Genomic DNA, 14,910 nt, shown 5'->3' on the forward strand with positions numbered 1-14,910 from the left:
TGACGCAATGGACCCGCGTCAGGTGCGCAACTTCCTCGCGGTGGTCGAGCACGGCGGGTTCGGGCGTGCGGCCGCCGCGCTCGGTCTCGCCCAACCGACGCTCTCCCAGTCGGTCAAGGCGCTCGAGCGGGAGCTGGGCGTGGCGCTGTTCCGCCGGGTCGCCCACGGGGTGGTGCCGTCCGGCGCCGGGCGCCGGTTCGTCGGCCCGGCTCGGCAGCTCATGCACGACGTCGCGCGGCTCGGTGCCTCCGTCGGCGGCCACCAGCGGGCGGTCCTGGAGCTGGTCGCCGGCGCACCGCTGGCCGTCCATCCCGGGGCGCGGCTTGTCGGCTCCTTCGTGGCGGCCCACCCGGACGTGCTCGTGCACCTCGACCGCGCGCCGGACTGGTCGGCCGGCGACGCGGTGGTGACGCGGGTCCGCACCGGCGTCAGCGAGCTCGGCCTCGACTACCTGCCGGCGCCCCTCGACGACCTGCACACCGTCGCGCTGGGCCGGCACACCTTCGTGCTCGCCTTCCCGCCCGGCACGTCGGTGGCCGCCGGGCCGGTGCCGCTGTCGACCCTCGACGGCCATCCCCTTGTCGGGGTGCCGCACGGGTCCACCCAACGGCGGCTCGTCGAGGCGGCGCTGCGGGACGCCGGCGTCCGGCCGCGCCTGGTCGTCGAGTGTGGACAGCGGGACCTGTCGACGGCGCTCGTGCTCGCCGGCGTCGGCGCGGCCTTCCTGACCGACGCGGCGGCGCCGGAGGTGGCCGCCCGGGGCGCGGTCGTGCGGCCGGTCGAACCACCGCTGCGGCTCGCCTACGGTCTCGTGCACCGGCCCGGCGCGCTCACCGCGATCGCCGCCGCCTTCGTCGACCACGCGCGGGCGTGAGCGTGGACTTCCGGCGCCTGGCCTACTTCGTCGCGGTCGTCGAGCACGGCGGCGTGAGCGCGGCGGCGGCCGCCCTGCACGTGGCGCAACCGTCCCTGTCACAGTCGATCCGCGCGCTGGAGCGGGAGCTCGGCGTGGCGCTGTTCGAGCGGCGGCACCGCGGGCTCACGTTGACCGCCGACGGCAAGGCGCTGCTCGACCCGGCCCGCCGGGTGCTCGACGACCTGGCCGCCGCCCGCGCCGCCGTGCCCGGTCCGTCGAGTGTGGACCTGGCGGTGCACGACGGGCTCGCGGTCGAGCTCGCTCCGGTGCTGGCCGACCTCCAGCGGGCGCGGCCGGACCTGTCCGTGCGGCTCTTCGGTCCCAAGGACGACGACGACCTGGTCCGCATGCTGGTCGACGGGCACTGCGAGGTGGGCCTGACCTACCTGCCGGTGCGGCATCCGGAGCTGCGCAGCCACGTGCTGGAGAGCCGGCTCGTCAGCCTCGTCCTGCCCGCCGACTGCGCCGCCCTGCCGGACCCGGTGCCGCTGGCCGCCCTGGCGGGCCGGCCGCTCGTGGAGACGCCGAAGGGATCCACGGCCGCCCGGGCCGCCGTCCGCGCCGCCCTGGCCCGGCATCGGGTGGCGATGCGGCCCGCGGTCCGCACGGCGCACCGCGAGGCGGTCGTGCCCCTGGTGCTGGCCGGCGCCGGCGTCGCGTTCGTCTCCGAGGCCTACGCCCGGGACGCGGCGGCCCGCGGCGCCGTGGTCCGCCGGCTCGACCCGCCGATCCCCGTCGCCTACGGCCTGCTGTTCCGGGCGGGCGCGCTGTCGGCCGCCGCCCAGCTGTTCGTGCGGCGGATGCGCCAGGCCGCGACGCCGGACACATCGATGTAGAGCACTGGCCTATGGGGACAGTGACGTTTCGTCTTTGCTTTCTCGCCCTGCACCGTTTGTGATCGAGCGCGTCCCGATCGGTGACAGTCGAGGAGGAGACGTGGCGCGGCCCGCTCGCCCATCCCGGACGTGGCACCTGCTGCTGGTGCCGCCGACGGTCGCCCCGTTGCTCACGCCGCTCTACAACCGGGCCGAGCCGGCGCTCTGGGGCCTACCGTTCTTCTACTGGTACCAGCTGCTCTGCGCCGTCTTCGCCAGCGTCGCCATCACCGTCGTGCACCTGGCCACCCGCGAGCGGCGGGACAGCTGGCGGTGACCGTCGAGGTCGGGGTGTTCCTCGCGTTGATGGCCGCAATGCTGCTGCTCGGCTTCGCGGCGGCCCGCTGGCGGCGGCCGACCGACATCCACACGCTGGAGGAGTGGGGCGTCGGCGGCCGGGCGTTCGGCAACTGGGTCACCTGGTTCCTGCTCGGCGGCACGATGTACACCGCCTACACGTTCGTCGCCGTGCCGGCGCTGACGTACGGCGTGGGCGCGATCGGGTTCTTCGCCGTGCCGTTCGCGATCATCACGACGCCGCTGGCCTTCGTGTTCACCGCCCGGATCTGGTCGGTCGCCCACCGGCACGGGCTGCTCACCCCGGGGGAGTTCGCCCGCGCCCGGTTCGGCTCGCCGGGCCTGGGCGCGCTCGTCGCCGTCACCGGGATCCTCGCGACCATGCCCTACGTGGCCGTCCAGCTGCTGGCCCTGCGGGCCGTCTTCCGCACGGTCGGCGTGACGGGCGAGTGGCCGCTGCTGGCCGCCGTCGCGGTCGTCTCGCTGAGCACCTTCCGGTCGGGCCTGCGCGCCCCGGCGCTGCTGTCCATCGCCAAGGACGTGCTGCTGGCCTGGATCGTCGTCTCGGCGCTGCTGGTCGTGGCGATGTCCAGCGGCTGGGCGGGCATCTTCCGGCGCGCCGGTGCGTACTTCGCCAGCACGCCGTCGCCCAACGACGGGCTGCTGCTCGCGCCGACCGGACAGCTCGGCTTCGTGACGCTGGTGGTGGGTTCGGTGCTGTCGGTCTTCGCCTACCCGCACGCCGTGACCGGCATGCTCGCGGCCAAGGACCGGGCGACGGTACGCCGCAACATCGCCGCGTCGCCGGTCTACTGCCTCGTGCTCGGGCTGATGGCGCTGCTCGGCTTCTTCGCGCTGTCGGAGGGCATCCGGCCGATCGACGGCGACCTCAACACCGTCATGCCGCAGATGTTCCACTCGCTGTTCCCGGGCTGGTCGGCCGGGATCGCCTACGCGGCACTCGGCATCGCCGCGCTCATCCCGGCCGCGGTCATGTCCATCTCCGCAGCGAACGCGTTCACGCGCTCCATCTACCGGTGCTACCTGCGCCCGGACGCCTCGCCGGCCGAGGAGGCCCGGGTGAGCCGGTGGACCTCGCTGGTCGTCAAGTTCGGCGCCGTGGCGTTCATCGTGCTGCTCGACCCGTCGTACGCCGTCGACCTGCAGTTGATCGGTGGGGTGATCATCCTGCAGACGATCCCCGCCGTCTTCTTAGGCCTGCTGACGGGCTGGTTCGACCGCCGGGCGCTGGTGGCGGGCCTGGTCACCGGCCTGGCCGCCGGCGTCTTCCTCCTGTGGGACACCGCGCAGACGGGCGCCGACGGCCGGGTCGTCAAGGCCCACTTCGGCGGGTCGAGCATGCCGGTCGGCGACAGCACCATCTACATCGGACTCGTCGCGCTCGCCGTCAACCTGTTGGTCGTGCTGGTGTTGACGGCGCTCCTGCGGCTGCTGCGGGTGCCGCCTGGCCGCGACGAGACCCGGCCGGACGACTACGTCGCCGACGCCGACGACCCGATGGTCAAGCGGCTGGACGAGATCCTCGACGGGTTGCCGAACCGGCCCGCCGGCGCGCACGCACGAGCCGGCGGGCCGCGCTCGGGGTCAGTCCCAGGTCATGTCGACCTGTCGCTCGAACACGTGGTACCCGGCCCGCGCGAACGCCCGCGCCATCGGCACGTTGCCGACGTCGGTCGCCGCCCGGATCCGCGGAACACCTTCGGCCGCGAGTAGCCGGGTGCCCTCCGCCAGCAGCTCGTCGACGTAGCCCCGGCCACGGTGCGCCGGCGCCACACCGATATAGGCGATGATCGGGTTGTACGAGTTGCGGGCGGGGATCACGAACCCGACGGGGTTGTCGTCGGCGTCGACCCCGATCCGCCACCACTCTCGTGGGGACGGGTAGCCGAGCAGCTCCTCGTCGTACTGCCGGGCGGCCTGTTCGGCCGGGGTCGTGCCGGCGAGCTCGGCGCGGCTGTGGGCGTCGAGGGTGCCCTCGAGCACGTCGGCCATGAGGGCGACCAGCTCGGCGCGGCTGTCGACGGGGCGGAAGGTGAGCGTGCGTTTCGGCCGCGGCACCGCGCGCTCCGGCAGCCATTCGAGCCGGAGGCGTTCGACGAGCAGGCGCGCGCCGGTCCGTTCGAGGGCGGCGATCCGGTCCTCGATCGGACCCTTCGCCCCGGGGTCGTCGTGCCAGTCGGGTGGGGTGAACCGGATGTAATGGGGCAGCGTGCCGCCGTCGGGGAAGACGGCCTTGGTGGCGGCCGCGAACAGGTCGAGGGCGACCGCGACGCTGCCGGGGGAGTCGTCGAAGTCGAAGAAGTCGAGCGCGTACGGCGACTCGCCGCGTCGCCAGGTCCACCAGCCGAGGCGGGCGATCACCCGATCGTCGCGGACCGCGACCCAGAGCCACTCGGGCCTGCGGCGGCCGTCGGCCAGGTCACGGTCGAGCTCACCGTCGAGCTGGTAGCGGAGTTGGCGGAACAGGGGCAGTTCGTCCGGCCCGCTGATCGGGCGCAGGATCGTCTCGGTCAAGGCACATCCCTCTGTGTTCGGGTGGTGTGCCCGCCTCACGTCTCACACGGAGGTCGGGGCACGACGGCGTTCATCAGCGCGACCTCCCTTCGTGTTCGTGGACCCTCATCCTTGGAGTGATCCCGGCATGCCGCAACCGATTTTCGTCGGCCGACGTTGGTCCCGGCATGGATGTGGCGGTCGCACCTGCGCGGGTGACCACGGCGGCGGCCGGCGGCCTGGTCCTGGTGTGCGCGCTGGCAGCGTCCGCCGCGGCGGCCGTCCCTGGGCGGAACGAAAGGGCGAACGGCCTCGGCACCGAGTACGGCTGGAACTATCCGTTCACCGTGTGGCCGATGCTGGCCTGTCTCGCGGCGGCGGGCCTGGTCATCGCGTGGCGGCGGCCGGGTTGGGCGCGTCCGGCCGCGGTGGTCGCGGCGATCGTGGGGGCTCAGGTCGCCGGCTTCGGCGTGGTCGCGGTCCGGGACTGGTTCAACGTGAACGGCGCCTGGTCGATGGGGCAGCACAACCTTGCCACGGTGGTGACCTTCGCGGCCGGGGTCGCGGTGTGCGGCGCGGTCGCGACCTGCGTCGCCGTGGGTGTGGTGTGGCGCGAGCCGGACGACTGGCGTCCGGGCCGGCCCGCCCAGGTCGGGCTCGGCGCCGTCGTCGCGGTGGGGTTGCCGCTCGAGCTCGGCCTGGCCTTCGGGGACCCGGACATCACGAGCCTCGGCCAGTACGCGCTGACGTACTCCCTGCCCTGGGGTGTGGCCCTGGCCGCAACCGGCTGGCTCGACCGCACGGCCGCACTCGCGGCGCGCGCGACGGTCGCCGGGTCCGCCGTCCTCGTAACCCTCGCCGGCTGGGCCTGGCACTAGGGTGAGGCGGGGTTGTTGTCGTTCATCTGGTTCGACGCGGTCTCGGTCCAGTCGCCGTAGCCGCCGTTGCCGTGGTGGACGAATCGGCTCCATCGGCCGCCGTCGAGCAGTCCGACGCCGCGGGCGAGGCGCGGCATGATGCGCAGCAGGGCCGCGTCGCCGAAGAGCGCCACCGCCAACCCCTGCTGTTCCGGGGACAGGTTCTCCTCGGCGTCGATGAGGCCGGCGTGGGCGGCGCGCAACCGGCGCAACTCCCGCGCGCCGGCCAGCCGGCGGCGGGGCAGGAAGAAGCAGGCCGCGACCGCGCCGCCCGCGACCAGCCACACCGCGACGGTCGGCGAGACGACGCCCCGACCGGCCAACCGGGCCACGAGCCAGCCGGGCACGACGGTCAGCGCGAGCGGCGCCAACACCCGCACATACCAGCGCCGGAGCAGCCCGCGCCGCTCGAGGCCGCGGCGCAGCTGGACCAGGGCGCGCCGCATTCGTGGCTTCTCCGCCACCTCGCGCGCGCCGCTGCGGCCGACCAATGCCGTGAACAGCGCCCGCTCCAGCGGCTCGCCGGCCCGCGGCGAGCTCCCGCGCCGCTCTATCCGCCCGGCCATGTTGGTGCCGAGCAGGCCGCGCGCCAACAACATCACCAGCCCGGTGCGGGTCGCCCCCCACCGCCCGCCTGCCAGACAGGCGACCTCCGTCACGAGAAGCTCGCGTCGCGCCCCCATGCCGGCAGTGTGCGCCATCCGCGCACGCGTATGCCTACCCTGTAGCGATCAAAACCAACGCGCTCTTCTCCGCCCTCGCCACCTGCGAGCACATACTCGTCGCCGGAGCCGGCGGCGGCTTCGACGTCTATTCGGGCCTGCCGCTGGCGCTGTCGCTGCGGGCCGAGGGCAAACGGGTTCACCTCGCGAACCTCTCGTTCACCGAGCTCCACCTGCTCGACCTCGACGTCTGGGACGACGAGAACGTCGCTCGAATCACCCCGGCCACGGCCGGCCCGGACGACTACTTCCCGGAGCGCACTCTGGCGGTGTGGCTGGCGAACAACGACCTACCCTCCACCGTGTACGCCTTCCCGCAGATCGGTGTCCGGCCGCTGCGTGCGGCGTACCAAGGCCTGGTCGACCGGCTCGGCATCGACGCGATCGTGCTCGTCGACGGCGGCACCGACATTCTGCTGCGCGGCGACGAGGCCGGCCTGGGCACGCCGGCCGAGGACATGACCAGCCTCGCCGCCGTCGCCGGCCTCGACACGGTGCCCGTGCGGCTCGTGGCGTGCATCGGCTTCGGCATCGACGCCTATCACGGGGTCAACCACACCCAGGTCCTCGAGAACATCGCCGACCTGGACGCCGCGGGCGCGTACCTCGGCGCCTTCTCCGTGCCGAGCCGATCCACGGAGGCGGCGCTCTACCGCGCCGCGGTCGCCCACGCCCAGGCCGCGACGCCGCTGCGTCCCAGCATCGTCAACGGCCAGATCGCCGCGGCGCTCGCGGGTCGGCACGGCGACGTCCGCTTCACCCGGCGCACGAGCGACACGCGCCTGTTCGTCAACCCGCTGATGGCGATGTACTTCACCTTCGACCTCGCGGGCATCGCGGCACGGAACCTCTACCTGGACCGGCTCGAGCAGACTGTCGGCATGCGCCAGGTCTGGACCCGCATAGAGCAGTTCCGCGCCGAGATCACACCACGGACGCCTCGGGCCTTCCCGCACTGAGCCGGGAGATGATCTCGACCAGCATCATCCGCGGGGTGGGACCGGTGTTGGGGGACGGCGCGTGCAGGGTGCGCGGGTGCATGAGGACCACGTCGCCGGGGTTCCCGGTCAGTTCGCGTACCTCGACGCTGATTCCGTCCAGGACGGCCTCGTCGCCTGGTTCGCGGTTGCCGCGCCAGGTTTCGCGCAGCCACGGGTGCGCGGCGGTGAGGGCGGCCTTCACCTCGGCCGGTCGCCAGGTGCCGGTCGTGGCGATGTGCCGGTTGACCAGGTGGTGCGAGCCGGCCAGCACGGCCGTGCCGCCGCCGGCCGCGGCCACCGGGAGCAGGAACGCGAAGACGGTCACGCCCGGGAGGTCGTGCTCGGGCCCGTACGAGTCGACGTGCCAGCCGGTGGCCGGCAGTCGCCAGCGGCCGGTGCGGGGGAAGGTGACCAGCGGCAGGCCCCAGGAGGTCGGGCGCCGCCAGACACCCAACAGATCGTCGAGCGCGCCGACCACCTGTGCGCCGCCCAGCGGCGCGAACGCGCCCGACCGCCGCAACGCCTGGAGGTGGCGGGGATGCTCGACCGTCCACGTCACCGGGTCGTCAGGCCGCAGTCCGTGCTCGGCCGTCAGGAATGACCAGAACCGGTCACGCATGGCGGCGACGTCCGGGTCGGGCAGGGCGGCCGGCAGCCGCAACAGCCCATGAAGCGCGAACGCGGCGCGTTGCGGCGAAGAGAGCATCGGCTGTCCTCCAGAGCATGGAGCCCGGCGGGCGACAACTTATCAGTCGCGGCGAAAAGTGCCTGCGCGATTCGGTGGTTGCGGCCACCCGGCCACGGAGCGTTCGCTGGCGGCATGCCGAGCGCGGGGCCTGTCGCCCCCACCGCCGCCGCGGCCTGCAGGCTGCGTCCGCTGCCGCTCGGGGCCGTCCGGATCACCGGCGGGCCGTGGGCGGCCCGCCAGCACGTCAACCGGACCGTCGCGATCCCCGCCGGCCGCACCGACTCCGGGCACGTCTGCCAGTGGCTCGAAGCCCTCGCCTGGGAGTACGCCAGGCAGCCCGCGCCCGATCTCCTGAGCGCTCAGCGGGAGGCCACCGCCGAGCTGCTCGCGACCCGGCCCCCGCCGACCGCCGACCTGATCCACGCCGCTATCGCCCAGGTGAGGGCGACCGGCGACCGCGACCTCCTCGCCGTCGCCACCGACGTAACCGACGACGACCCCGACGCGGCGAGGGCGCTCGTCGAGCTGTTCCGCGAGACCGACAACCGCCGCTTCCTCGACCTGGCCGGCAAGCTCGTGAAACACGACACCGCCCAGGCCGCGGCCGGCGCCGCGGACGTCGCCACCGAGTGTGACGACCGTGAGCTGCTCGAGACGCTGGCCGCCCGGTTCGCCGCCACCGCGTTGACCGCCGACCACGCGTACCCCATGGTGCAATGGGCCTGGCGCATGCTGCTCGCGACCGGTGACCCACGCTACGCCCATGCCACCGATCGCCTGCTGCACAACGGTTTCGCCGCCGGCCCCGCCCGTGACACCAGGCGGATCCTGTCCACCATGGACAACTACCTCGCCACCGCCGACGCTGACGGCGTCCAGATCCAGCTGCACGCGCCGTGCGTGCTGACCGCTCGGCTGGGCGACGGCCGCATCACGCTCGCCGTCGAGATCGCCAGAACCGACGTGACGGTACGCGTGTGCGAGACCCCGGCCAGGGAATGGACGCTGTCGCTGCGGGTGCCGCCCTGGGCCACCCGCGCCGAGCTGACCGTCGCCGGCGGGCGACCACAGCCGACCCGCGCCGGCACCTACGCCGACGTCGAACGCGCCTGGCGACCCGGTGACGAGCTCACGCTGCGCGCACGGTGACGATCTTTCGCGATTCGCGCCCGGGCCATCTTGATTTGCGAAGATCAACCCGTGGACGTCCCGTCCGCCCGGCGGCAAGGCTCAGTCAACGCGCCGGCGCGGAAAGGACGGAGCAATGACGCTTGATCCTGATCGGCGAGAATCGACCGGCGGCTGGTCCCGACGCCGCCTGCTGGGCGCCGCGGCGGCGGCCGTCGGGCTCGGCGCGACCGCCGGGTGCTCGTCGGTGGCCAGCGGCCTCACCGCCGCCCGGGACACCGGGACCCTGGACTACTGGAACCTGTTCGGCGGCGGCGACGGCGTGCGCATGCAGCAGATGCTCGACGCCTTCCAGCAGGAGCACCCCGGGATCGAGCTCGCCGCGGTCACGCTGGCCTGGGGCAATCCCTACTACACGAAGCTGTCGCTGGCCACGCTCGGGGACCGCCCGCCGGAGGTCGCCATCTCGCACCTAACCCGGATGAAGAACCTCGTGCGGGCCGACCTGCTGGAGGAGCTCCGCCCCGAAGACCTGGCCCGGCACGGGATGACGCCGGACAAGTTCAACCAGCGGGCGTGGGAGGCGGGTCTGGTCGACGGCAAGGCGTACGCGATTCCGATCGACACCCACCCGTTCGTGATGTTCTACAACACCGACATCTGCCAGGAGGCCGGCCTGCTCGACGCGGGCGGCAAGCTCAAGCCGATCGACAGCCCCGAGGCGTTCGTCGACGCCATGCGCAAGGCGAAGGAGGTCACCGGCACGGTCGGCGGGGTGGTCGCGTTCGTCTCGGAAACCTCGACGCCGTGGCGGATGTTCCAGTCGTTCTACTCGCAGCTCGGCGGGCAGATGCTGGCCGACGACGGCACGCGGGTGGTGATCGACGACGCGAAGGCGACGCAGGTCCTCGAGTTCATGCAGGCGCTCACCCGCGACGGGTTGTTCCCGAACCCGATCGACTACCAGGGCTCGATCGCGATGTTCGCCAACGGCGACGCCGGCTTCTTCTTCCAGGGCGAGTGGGAGATCACGACCTTCCAGACCGCGAAGCTGCCGTTCAGCATGACGCTGTTCCCGAACGTGTTCGGCGGCGGCAACTACGCCGTGCAGGCCGACTCGCACACCTTCGTGCTGCCCCGCCAGCCGCACCGCGACCAGGCCCGGATCGACCGCTCCCTGACCTTCGTGCGGTCCATGTTGGACCAGTCGAAGACGTGGACCGAGGGCGGCCACGTGCCGCTGTGGCTGCCGTTCGCCCAGAGCAGCGAGTTCGCGCAGATGACGCCGCAGTCCAACTACGCCTCGGCCGCCGACGCGGCCGCGTACGACGCCGAAGGCTGGTACTCCGGCTCCGGCTCCAACTTCGAGATCATCACCGGCTCCGCCATCGGCGACGTTCTGGCCGGCGCCTCGACACCGCAACAAGCCATCGCACAGATGCGCGGCAGCCTGGAGCAGTTGGCTGCCACCGCGTCGCCGCTGTAGACCGGGAGGCGCCCGTGTCCACACAGACCTCACCCCAGACCGAGACCGACACCGGTCGCGGCATCGCGCCGACCGCGCCCCCGCCGGGAGCGCCGGCGCGGCAGGGGCGGCCGGCGGCGGCGTTCCTCGCCCCCTTCGTGGTCCTCTATCTGGCCTTCGTCATCGGCCCGGCGCTCTACGGGCTGGTGCTCAGCTTCACCGACGCCAGCCTGGTCAAGCCGGGCCTCAACGGCGCGGCCGGGTTCGGCAACTACACCGAGGCGTTGGGCAGCGCCGACTTCTGGTCGTCGCTGTGGCACACGCTGTGGTTCACGATCCTGACCACGCCGCCGCTCGTCATCCTCGGGTTCGGGCTGGCGCTGCTGGCCAACCGGGTCGGGCGGGGACGGTGGTTCTACCGGCTGGCGTTCTTCGCGCCGTACATCCTGCCGTCCGCGGTGGTGGCGCTGATCTGGATGTGGCTCTACACCCCGGCGCTCGGCCTGTTCGACACGGCGATCACCAAGCTGGGCATGACGCCGCCGAGCTGGTTGGGTGACGCCGCCTGGGCGATGCCGTCGCTGGCCATCACCACCATCTGGTGGACGCTCGGCTTCAACTTCGTGCTCTACCTCGCCGGTCTGCAGGAGATCCCGCGCGACCTCTACGAAGCGGCCGCGATGGACGGGGCGAGCCCGTGGCAGCAGATCCGCCGCATCACCATCCCGATGCTCGGCCGCACCACCACACTGGTCGCGGTGCTGCAGGTCATCGCCTCGCTCAAGGTCTTCGACCAGATGTACCTGATGACGGCGGGCGGCCCGAACTTCGCCACCCGCTCGATCCTCCAGTACGTCTACGACGAGGGCTTCACCAACTACCGGGTCGGCTACGCCGCCGCCGTGTCGATGCTGTTCTTCCTCGTGGTGCTCGCGGTCTCGGCGATCTGGTTCACGCTGGTGCGCCGGCAGGAGAGGGTGATGTGACGATGGCCAGCACGACGACCGACGCCGGCGTGACGATGGAGCGGATCCACAGCCGGGAGAAGCTGTTCAACCGCATCTGCGCCGGCGTGCTGATCGCGTTCGCGCTGCTGTGGCTCGTGCCGTTGCTGTGGGCGGTGGACACGGCGATCAAGCCGAACGCCGAGACGACCCGCACCACCTGGCTCATCGACAACCCGACGTTCGACGCGTTCACCCGCACCCTGCGTGACACCGACATGTGGAGCTGGTACGGCGCCTCGTTCATCGTCTCCAGCCTCGCCGCGCTCGGCACGGTGGTGGTGGCCAGCATGGCCGCGTTCGCCCTGTCGCGCCTGCGGTTCCGCTACAAGAACGTGGTCTTCTGGGCCATCCTCGCCGGCATCATGATTCCCGGCCAGGTGCTGATCGTGCCGTGGTTCCGCGAGTTCGACGCGCTGCGGCTGCTCAACACCTACTGGGCGGTGATCCTGCCGCAGATCCCGGCCGCCATCGCGGTGTTCATCTTCAAGCAGTTCTTCGACGGTCTGCCCCGCGACCTCGAGGAGGCGGCCAGGATGGACGGGGCCGGCTTCTTCCGCGTCTACCGGCGGATCGTGCTGCCGCTGGCCCGGCCCGCGGTCGCCGCCGTCGCCATCTTCACGTTCGTCACGACCTGGAACGACCTGCTGTGGCCACTGCTCGTGCTGAGCAACCCGGACCTGATGACCGTCCCGGTCGGCCTGGCGACGGTCCAGGGCGCCTTCGGCATCCGGTACGCGGACACGATGGCCTCCGCGATCCTCGGCGCGATCCCGCTCGTGGCCGTCTTCCTGCTCTTCCAGCGCCAGATCGTCCAGGGCATCGCCGGCTCCGGACTCAAGGGCTAAGGAGAATTCGTGCACTTCGCCGCGCTCACCGTCGATCCCGCGTTCCGCGTCGGAGAGGTGGATCCGCGCCTCTACGGCAGCTTCGTGGAGCACCTCGGCCGCTGTGTCTACGACGGCATCCACGAGCCCGGTCACGCGGAGGCCGACGAACACGGCTTCCGGCGCGACGTCGCCGCGCTGACCCGCGAGCTGGGCGTGCCGATCGTGCGCTACCCGGGCGGCAACTTCGTGTCCGGCTACCACTGGGAGGACGGCATCGGGCCGGTCGCCGAGCGGCCGACGCGGATCGATCTCGCGTGGCGGAGCATCGAGCCCAACCACGTGGGCGTCGACGAGTTCCAGCGGTGGGCCGGCTCGGTCGGTGCGGAGTCGATGATGGCGGTCAACCTGGGCACGCGCGGCATCGACGCCGCCCGCAACCTGGTGGAGTACTGCAACCACCCGTCCGGCACCTACTGGTCGGACCGGCGGCGGGCCAACGGGGCGGCCGAGCCGCACGGCATCAAGGTCTGGTGTCTGGGCAACGAGATGGACGGTCCCTGGCAGATCGGCCACAAGACGGCGCTCGAATACGGCCGGTTGGCGGCCGAGGCCGGCAAGGCGATGCGGCTGGTCGACCCGTCGATCGAGCTGGTCGCGTGCGGCAGTTCAGGGCGGGGCATGCCGACGTTCGGGTCGTGGGAGGCGACCGTGCTCGGCGAGACCTACGACGTGGCCGACTACGTCTCGCTGCACGCCTACTACCAGGAGCGCGACGGCGACCGCGGCAGCTTCCTGGCGTCGGCGGTCGACATGGACGCGTTCATCGAGGCGGTGATCGCGACGGCCGACCACGTGCGCGCGGCTGGCCGCCACCGCAAGCGGATCAACCTGTCGTTCGACGAGTGGAACGTCTGGTACCAGAGCGACTTCGCCGGCGAGGAGAACCTGCCGATCCAGCGGACGCCGAGGCTGATCGAGGACGTCTACTCCGTGACCGACGCCGTGGTGGTCGGCAACCTGCTGATCAGCCTGCTCAAGCACGCCGACCGGGTGCGCATCGGCTGTCAGGCCCAGCTCGTCAACGTGATCGGGCTGATCATGACCGAGCCCGGCGGGCCGGCGTGGCGGCAAAGCAGCTACCACCCGTTCGCCCTGACCTCCCGGCACGGCCGCGGCACGGTGCTGCGCACGGAGCCGACCGGCCCGACGTACGAGACCGCGGTGCACGGCGAGGTGCCGGTGCTCGACGCGGTGGCGGTGCACGGCGACGAAGGTGTGGTGCTGTTCGCGGTCAACCGCGACCAGGAGCGGGAGCTGACGCTCGACGTCGACGCCCGGTCACTGCCGGAGCTGGCCGTGGCCGAGCACGTCACGCTGGCCGACGACGACCCGGACGCGGTCAACACCGCGGCCGCGCCCGACCGCGTGGCGCCGCGTCGCCTCGACCCGCCGAAGGTCGACGGTGGACGGGTTCAGGCCGTCCTGCCGCCCCTCTCGTGGAACATGATCCGGCTAACTCGCTAGCTCGACGCGGCGCGGATCCCGCCAGCCCTCGGCCCGGGACAGCTCCCGGGCGATGGCGACGAACGCGCGCACCTCCGGCGACGGCCGTTCCGCGCGCCACAGCACCGACCACGGATAGCGCGGTACGGCCGGGGCGAGGGGGCGCCACCGGGTCGGCGCCGCCAGGTCCGCGCTCGACGCGGGCGCGCACATCACGCAGGCGCCGGCCGCCACCAGGTCGACGGCGGCGCGCAGGTTCTGCACGGTGCCGGGGTGAGCCCTGGGCACGAAGCCCGCCGCCCGGCAGACCTCGGCGACGAACTCGGCGAGCTCCGGCGCCCGGGACTCGTCCGGCAGCAGCACGGGCTCGTCCGCCAGCGCCGTGACCGGCACGACGGGCAGCCGGGCCAGCCGATGGCCGTCGGGCACCAGCACGCCGAGCGGGTCGAGCCGGAACAACTCGGACGCGATCTGCGCCGGCGCGCCGCAGCTGCGCCCGATGCCGACGTCGAGGCGCCCGTCGGCGAGCAGCCGGCACTGTTCGGGAACGCCCGCCTGGACCTGGTGCACCTCGACATCCGGATGGCGGTCGCGGAGCGCCCGGAGCACCGGCCGGGCGGCCTCGTAGCCGTCGTCGAGCAGCCCGACCCGCAGCGCGGGCGGCGTCTCGGTCAGCCCCTGGGCGAGCCCGGCGGCCCGGTCGACGTGCTCCAGGATCTGCCGCGCCTCCAGCAGGAACCGGGCGCCGGCCGGCGTCAGCTCGATGTGCCGGGTGGTGCGCCGCACGAGCAGCACGCCCAGGGTGCGCTCGAGCCGCTGGACCTGTTGGCTGAGCGCGGACTGCACGATGTGCTCCCGGGCGGCGGCCCGCCCGAAGTGCAGCTCCTCGGCCAGGGAGACGAAGTAGCGCAGCTGGCGCAGCTCGATGCGGGCCGCGGCGACGGCGTCCGGGACGCCGGAGGTCGGTCGGTTGACGGGTGCGATCTGGCGATGGAAGGCGGGGGATGCGCCCAACTCGGCCATGTCGGCGCGCCTCTCGTGATACGAAAATGAATGTTAGCGTTAACATTC

14 protein-coding genes and 1 pseudogene are annotated in these 14,910 nt (G+C 72.5%); 11 read left to right on the plus strand and 4 right to left on the minus strand.

What is annotated here, in order from left to right; all coding sequences use genetic code 11:
• Nucleotides 1–7: 7 nt before the first annotated feature.
• The 4 genes from O7635_RS27685 (at nucleotide 8) to O7635_RS27700 (ending at nucleotide 3,822) form a co-directional block, all read left to right on the plus strand.
• Complete coding sequence (locus tag O7635_RS27685) at nucleotides 8–874, plus strand: LysR family transcriptional regulator (RefSeq protein WP_278083412.1); 867 nt, start codon at nucleotides 8–10, stop codon at nucleotides 872–874.
• 2 nt (nucleotides 875–876) lie between these two features.
• Nucleotides 877–1,752, plus strand: coding sequence for a LysR family transcriptional regulator (locus O7635_RS27690; protein ID WP_278083413.1), 876 nt, complete (start codon nucleotides 877–879; stop codon nucleotides 1,750–1,752).
• Between the two features lie 100 nt (nucleotides 1,753–1,852).
• Nucleotides 1,853–2,068 carry a DUF3311 domain-containing protein gene (locus tag O7635_RS27695; protein WP_278083414.1) on the plus strand — a complete coding sequence of 72 codons (216 nt, stop codon included), beginning with the start codon at nucleotides 1,853–1,855 and terminating at the stop codon, nucleotides 2,066–2,068.
• A gap of 29 nt (nucleotides 2,069–2,097) precedes the next feature.
• Nucleotides 2,098–3,822: a sodium:solute symporter family protein gene (locus O7635_RS27700; RefSeq protein WP_278085585.1), complete on the plus strand. Its 1,725-nt coding sequence runs from the start codon at nucleotides 2,098–2,100 to the stop codon at nucleotides 3,820–3,822.
• Here the strand turns inward: O7635_RS27700 and O7635_RS27705 are convergent.
• Nucleotides 3,793–4,101 (minus strand): annotated as a pseudogene (locus O7635_RS27705) (GNAT family N-acetyltransferase); the annotation flags it as partial. The gene O7635_RS27700 and the pseudogene O7635_RS27705 overlap by 30 nt on opposite strands.
• A 689-nt stretch (nucleotides 4,102–4,790) precedes the next feature.
• Between O7635_RS27705 and O7635_RS27710 the strand changes: the two are divergent.
• The gene (locus O7635_RS27710) at nucleotides 4,791–5,480 is read left to right on the plus strand and encodes a hypothetical protein (protein WP_278083415.1); all 690 of its coding nucleotides are present in this window, start codon (nucleotides 4,791–4,793) and stop codon (nucleotides 5,478–5,480) included.
• On the opposite strand, the gene O7635_RS27715 is transcribed toward O7635_RS27710, so the two are convergent.
• The gene (locus O7635_RS27715; protein ID WP_278083416.1) at nucleotides 5,477–6,220 is read right to left on the minus strand and encodes a TIGR04222 domain-containing membrane protein; all 744 of its coding nucleotides are present in this window, start codon (nucleotides 6,218–6,220) and stop codon (nucleotides 5,477–5,479) included. The genes O7635_RS27710 and O7635_RS27715 overlap by 4 nt on opposite strands.
• Nucleotides 6,221–6,510: 290 nt before the next feature.
• Between O7635_RS27715 and O7635_RS27720 the strand changes: the two genes are divergently transcribed.
• Nucleotides 6,511–7,200 carry a DUF1152 domain-containing protein gene (locus O7635_RS27720; protein WP_278083417.1) on the plus strand — a complete coding sequence of 230 codons (690 nt, stop codon included), beginning with the start codon at nucleotides 6,511–6,513 and terminating at the stop codon, nucleotides 7,198–7,200.
• Here O7635_RS27720 and O7635_RS27725 read toward each other — a convergent pair.
• Nucleotides 7,166–7,927 carry a phytanoyl-CoA dioxygenase family protein gene (locus tag O7635_RS27725; RefSeq protein WP_278083418.1) on the minus strand — a complete coding sequence of 254 codons (762 nt, stop codon included), beginning with the start codon at nucleotides 7,925–7,927 and terminating at the stop codon, nucleotides 7,166–7,168. The two genes, O7635_RS27720 and O7635_RS27725, sit on opposite strands and share 35 nt — an antisense overlap.
• Before the next feature lie 114 nt (nucleotides 7,928–8,041).
• Between O7635_RS27725 and O7635_RS27730 the strand changes: the two genes are divergently transcribed.
• The 5 genes from O7635_RS27730 to O7635_RS27750 all read left to right on the plus strand — a co-directional run bounded on the left by O7635_RS27730 (nucleotide 8,042) and on the right by O7635_RS27750 (nucleotide 13,860).
• A complete protein-coding gene (locus O7635_RS27730) occupies nucleotides 8,042–9,058 on the plus strand; it encodes a beta-L-arabinofuranosidase domain-containing protein (protein WP_278083419.1) in 1,017 nt (338 codons plus the stop codon).
• A 115-nt stretch (nucleotides 9,059–9,173) separates the two neighbouring features.
• Nucleotides 9,174–10,523 (plus strand): extracellular solute-binding protein, encoded by a 1,350-nt coding sequence (locus O7635_RS27735; RefSeq protein ID WP_278083420.1) that lies wholly within the window; start codon nucleotides 9,174–9,176, stop codon nucleotides 10,521–10,523.
• 14 nt (nucleotides 10,524–10,537) lie between these two features.
• Nucleotides 10,538–11,488, plus strand: a complete 951-nt coding sequence (locus tag O7635_RS27740) for a sugar ABC transporter permease (protein WP_278083421.1) — start codon at nucleotides 10,538–10,540, stop codon at nucleotides 11,486–11,488.
• Nucleotides 11,489–11,490: 2 nt separating this feature from the next.
• The gene (locus O7635_RS27745) at nucleotides 11,491–12,354 is read left to right on the plus strand and encodes a carbohydrate ABC transporter permease (protein WP_278083422.1); all 864 of its coding nucleotides are present in this window, start codon (nucleotides 11,491–11,493) and stop codon (nucleotides 12,352–12,354) included.
• Nucleotides 12,355–12,363: 9 nt separating this feature from the next.
• Nucleotides 12,364–13,860, plus strand: a complete 1,497-nt coding sequence (locus O7635_RS27750; protein ID WP_278083423.1) for an alpha-N-arabinofuranosidase — start codon at nucleotides 12,364–12,366, stop codon at nucleotides 13,858–13,860.
• Here O7635_RS27750 and O7635_RS27755 read toward each other — a convergent pair.
• A complete protein-coding gene (locus tag O7635_RS27755) occupies nucleotides 13,849–14,862 on the minus strand; it encodes a LysR substrate-binding domain-containing protein (protein WP_278083424.1) in 1,014 nt (337 codons plus the stop codon). The two genes, O7635_RS27750 and O7635_RS27755, sit on opposite strands and share 12 nt — an antisense overlap.
• Nucleotides 14,863–14,910 lie beyond the last annotated feature (48 nt).

Origin of the sequence: Asanoa sp. WMMD1127, assembly GCF_029626225.1 — a bacterium.
Classification (GTDB): Bacteria; Actinomycetota; Actinomycetes; order Mycobacteriales; family Micromonosporaceae; genus Asanoa.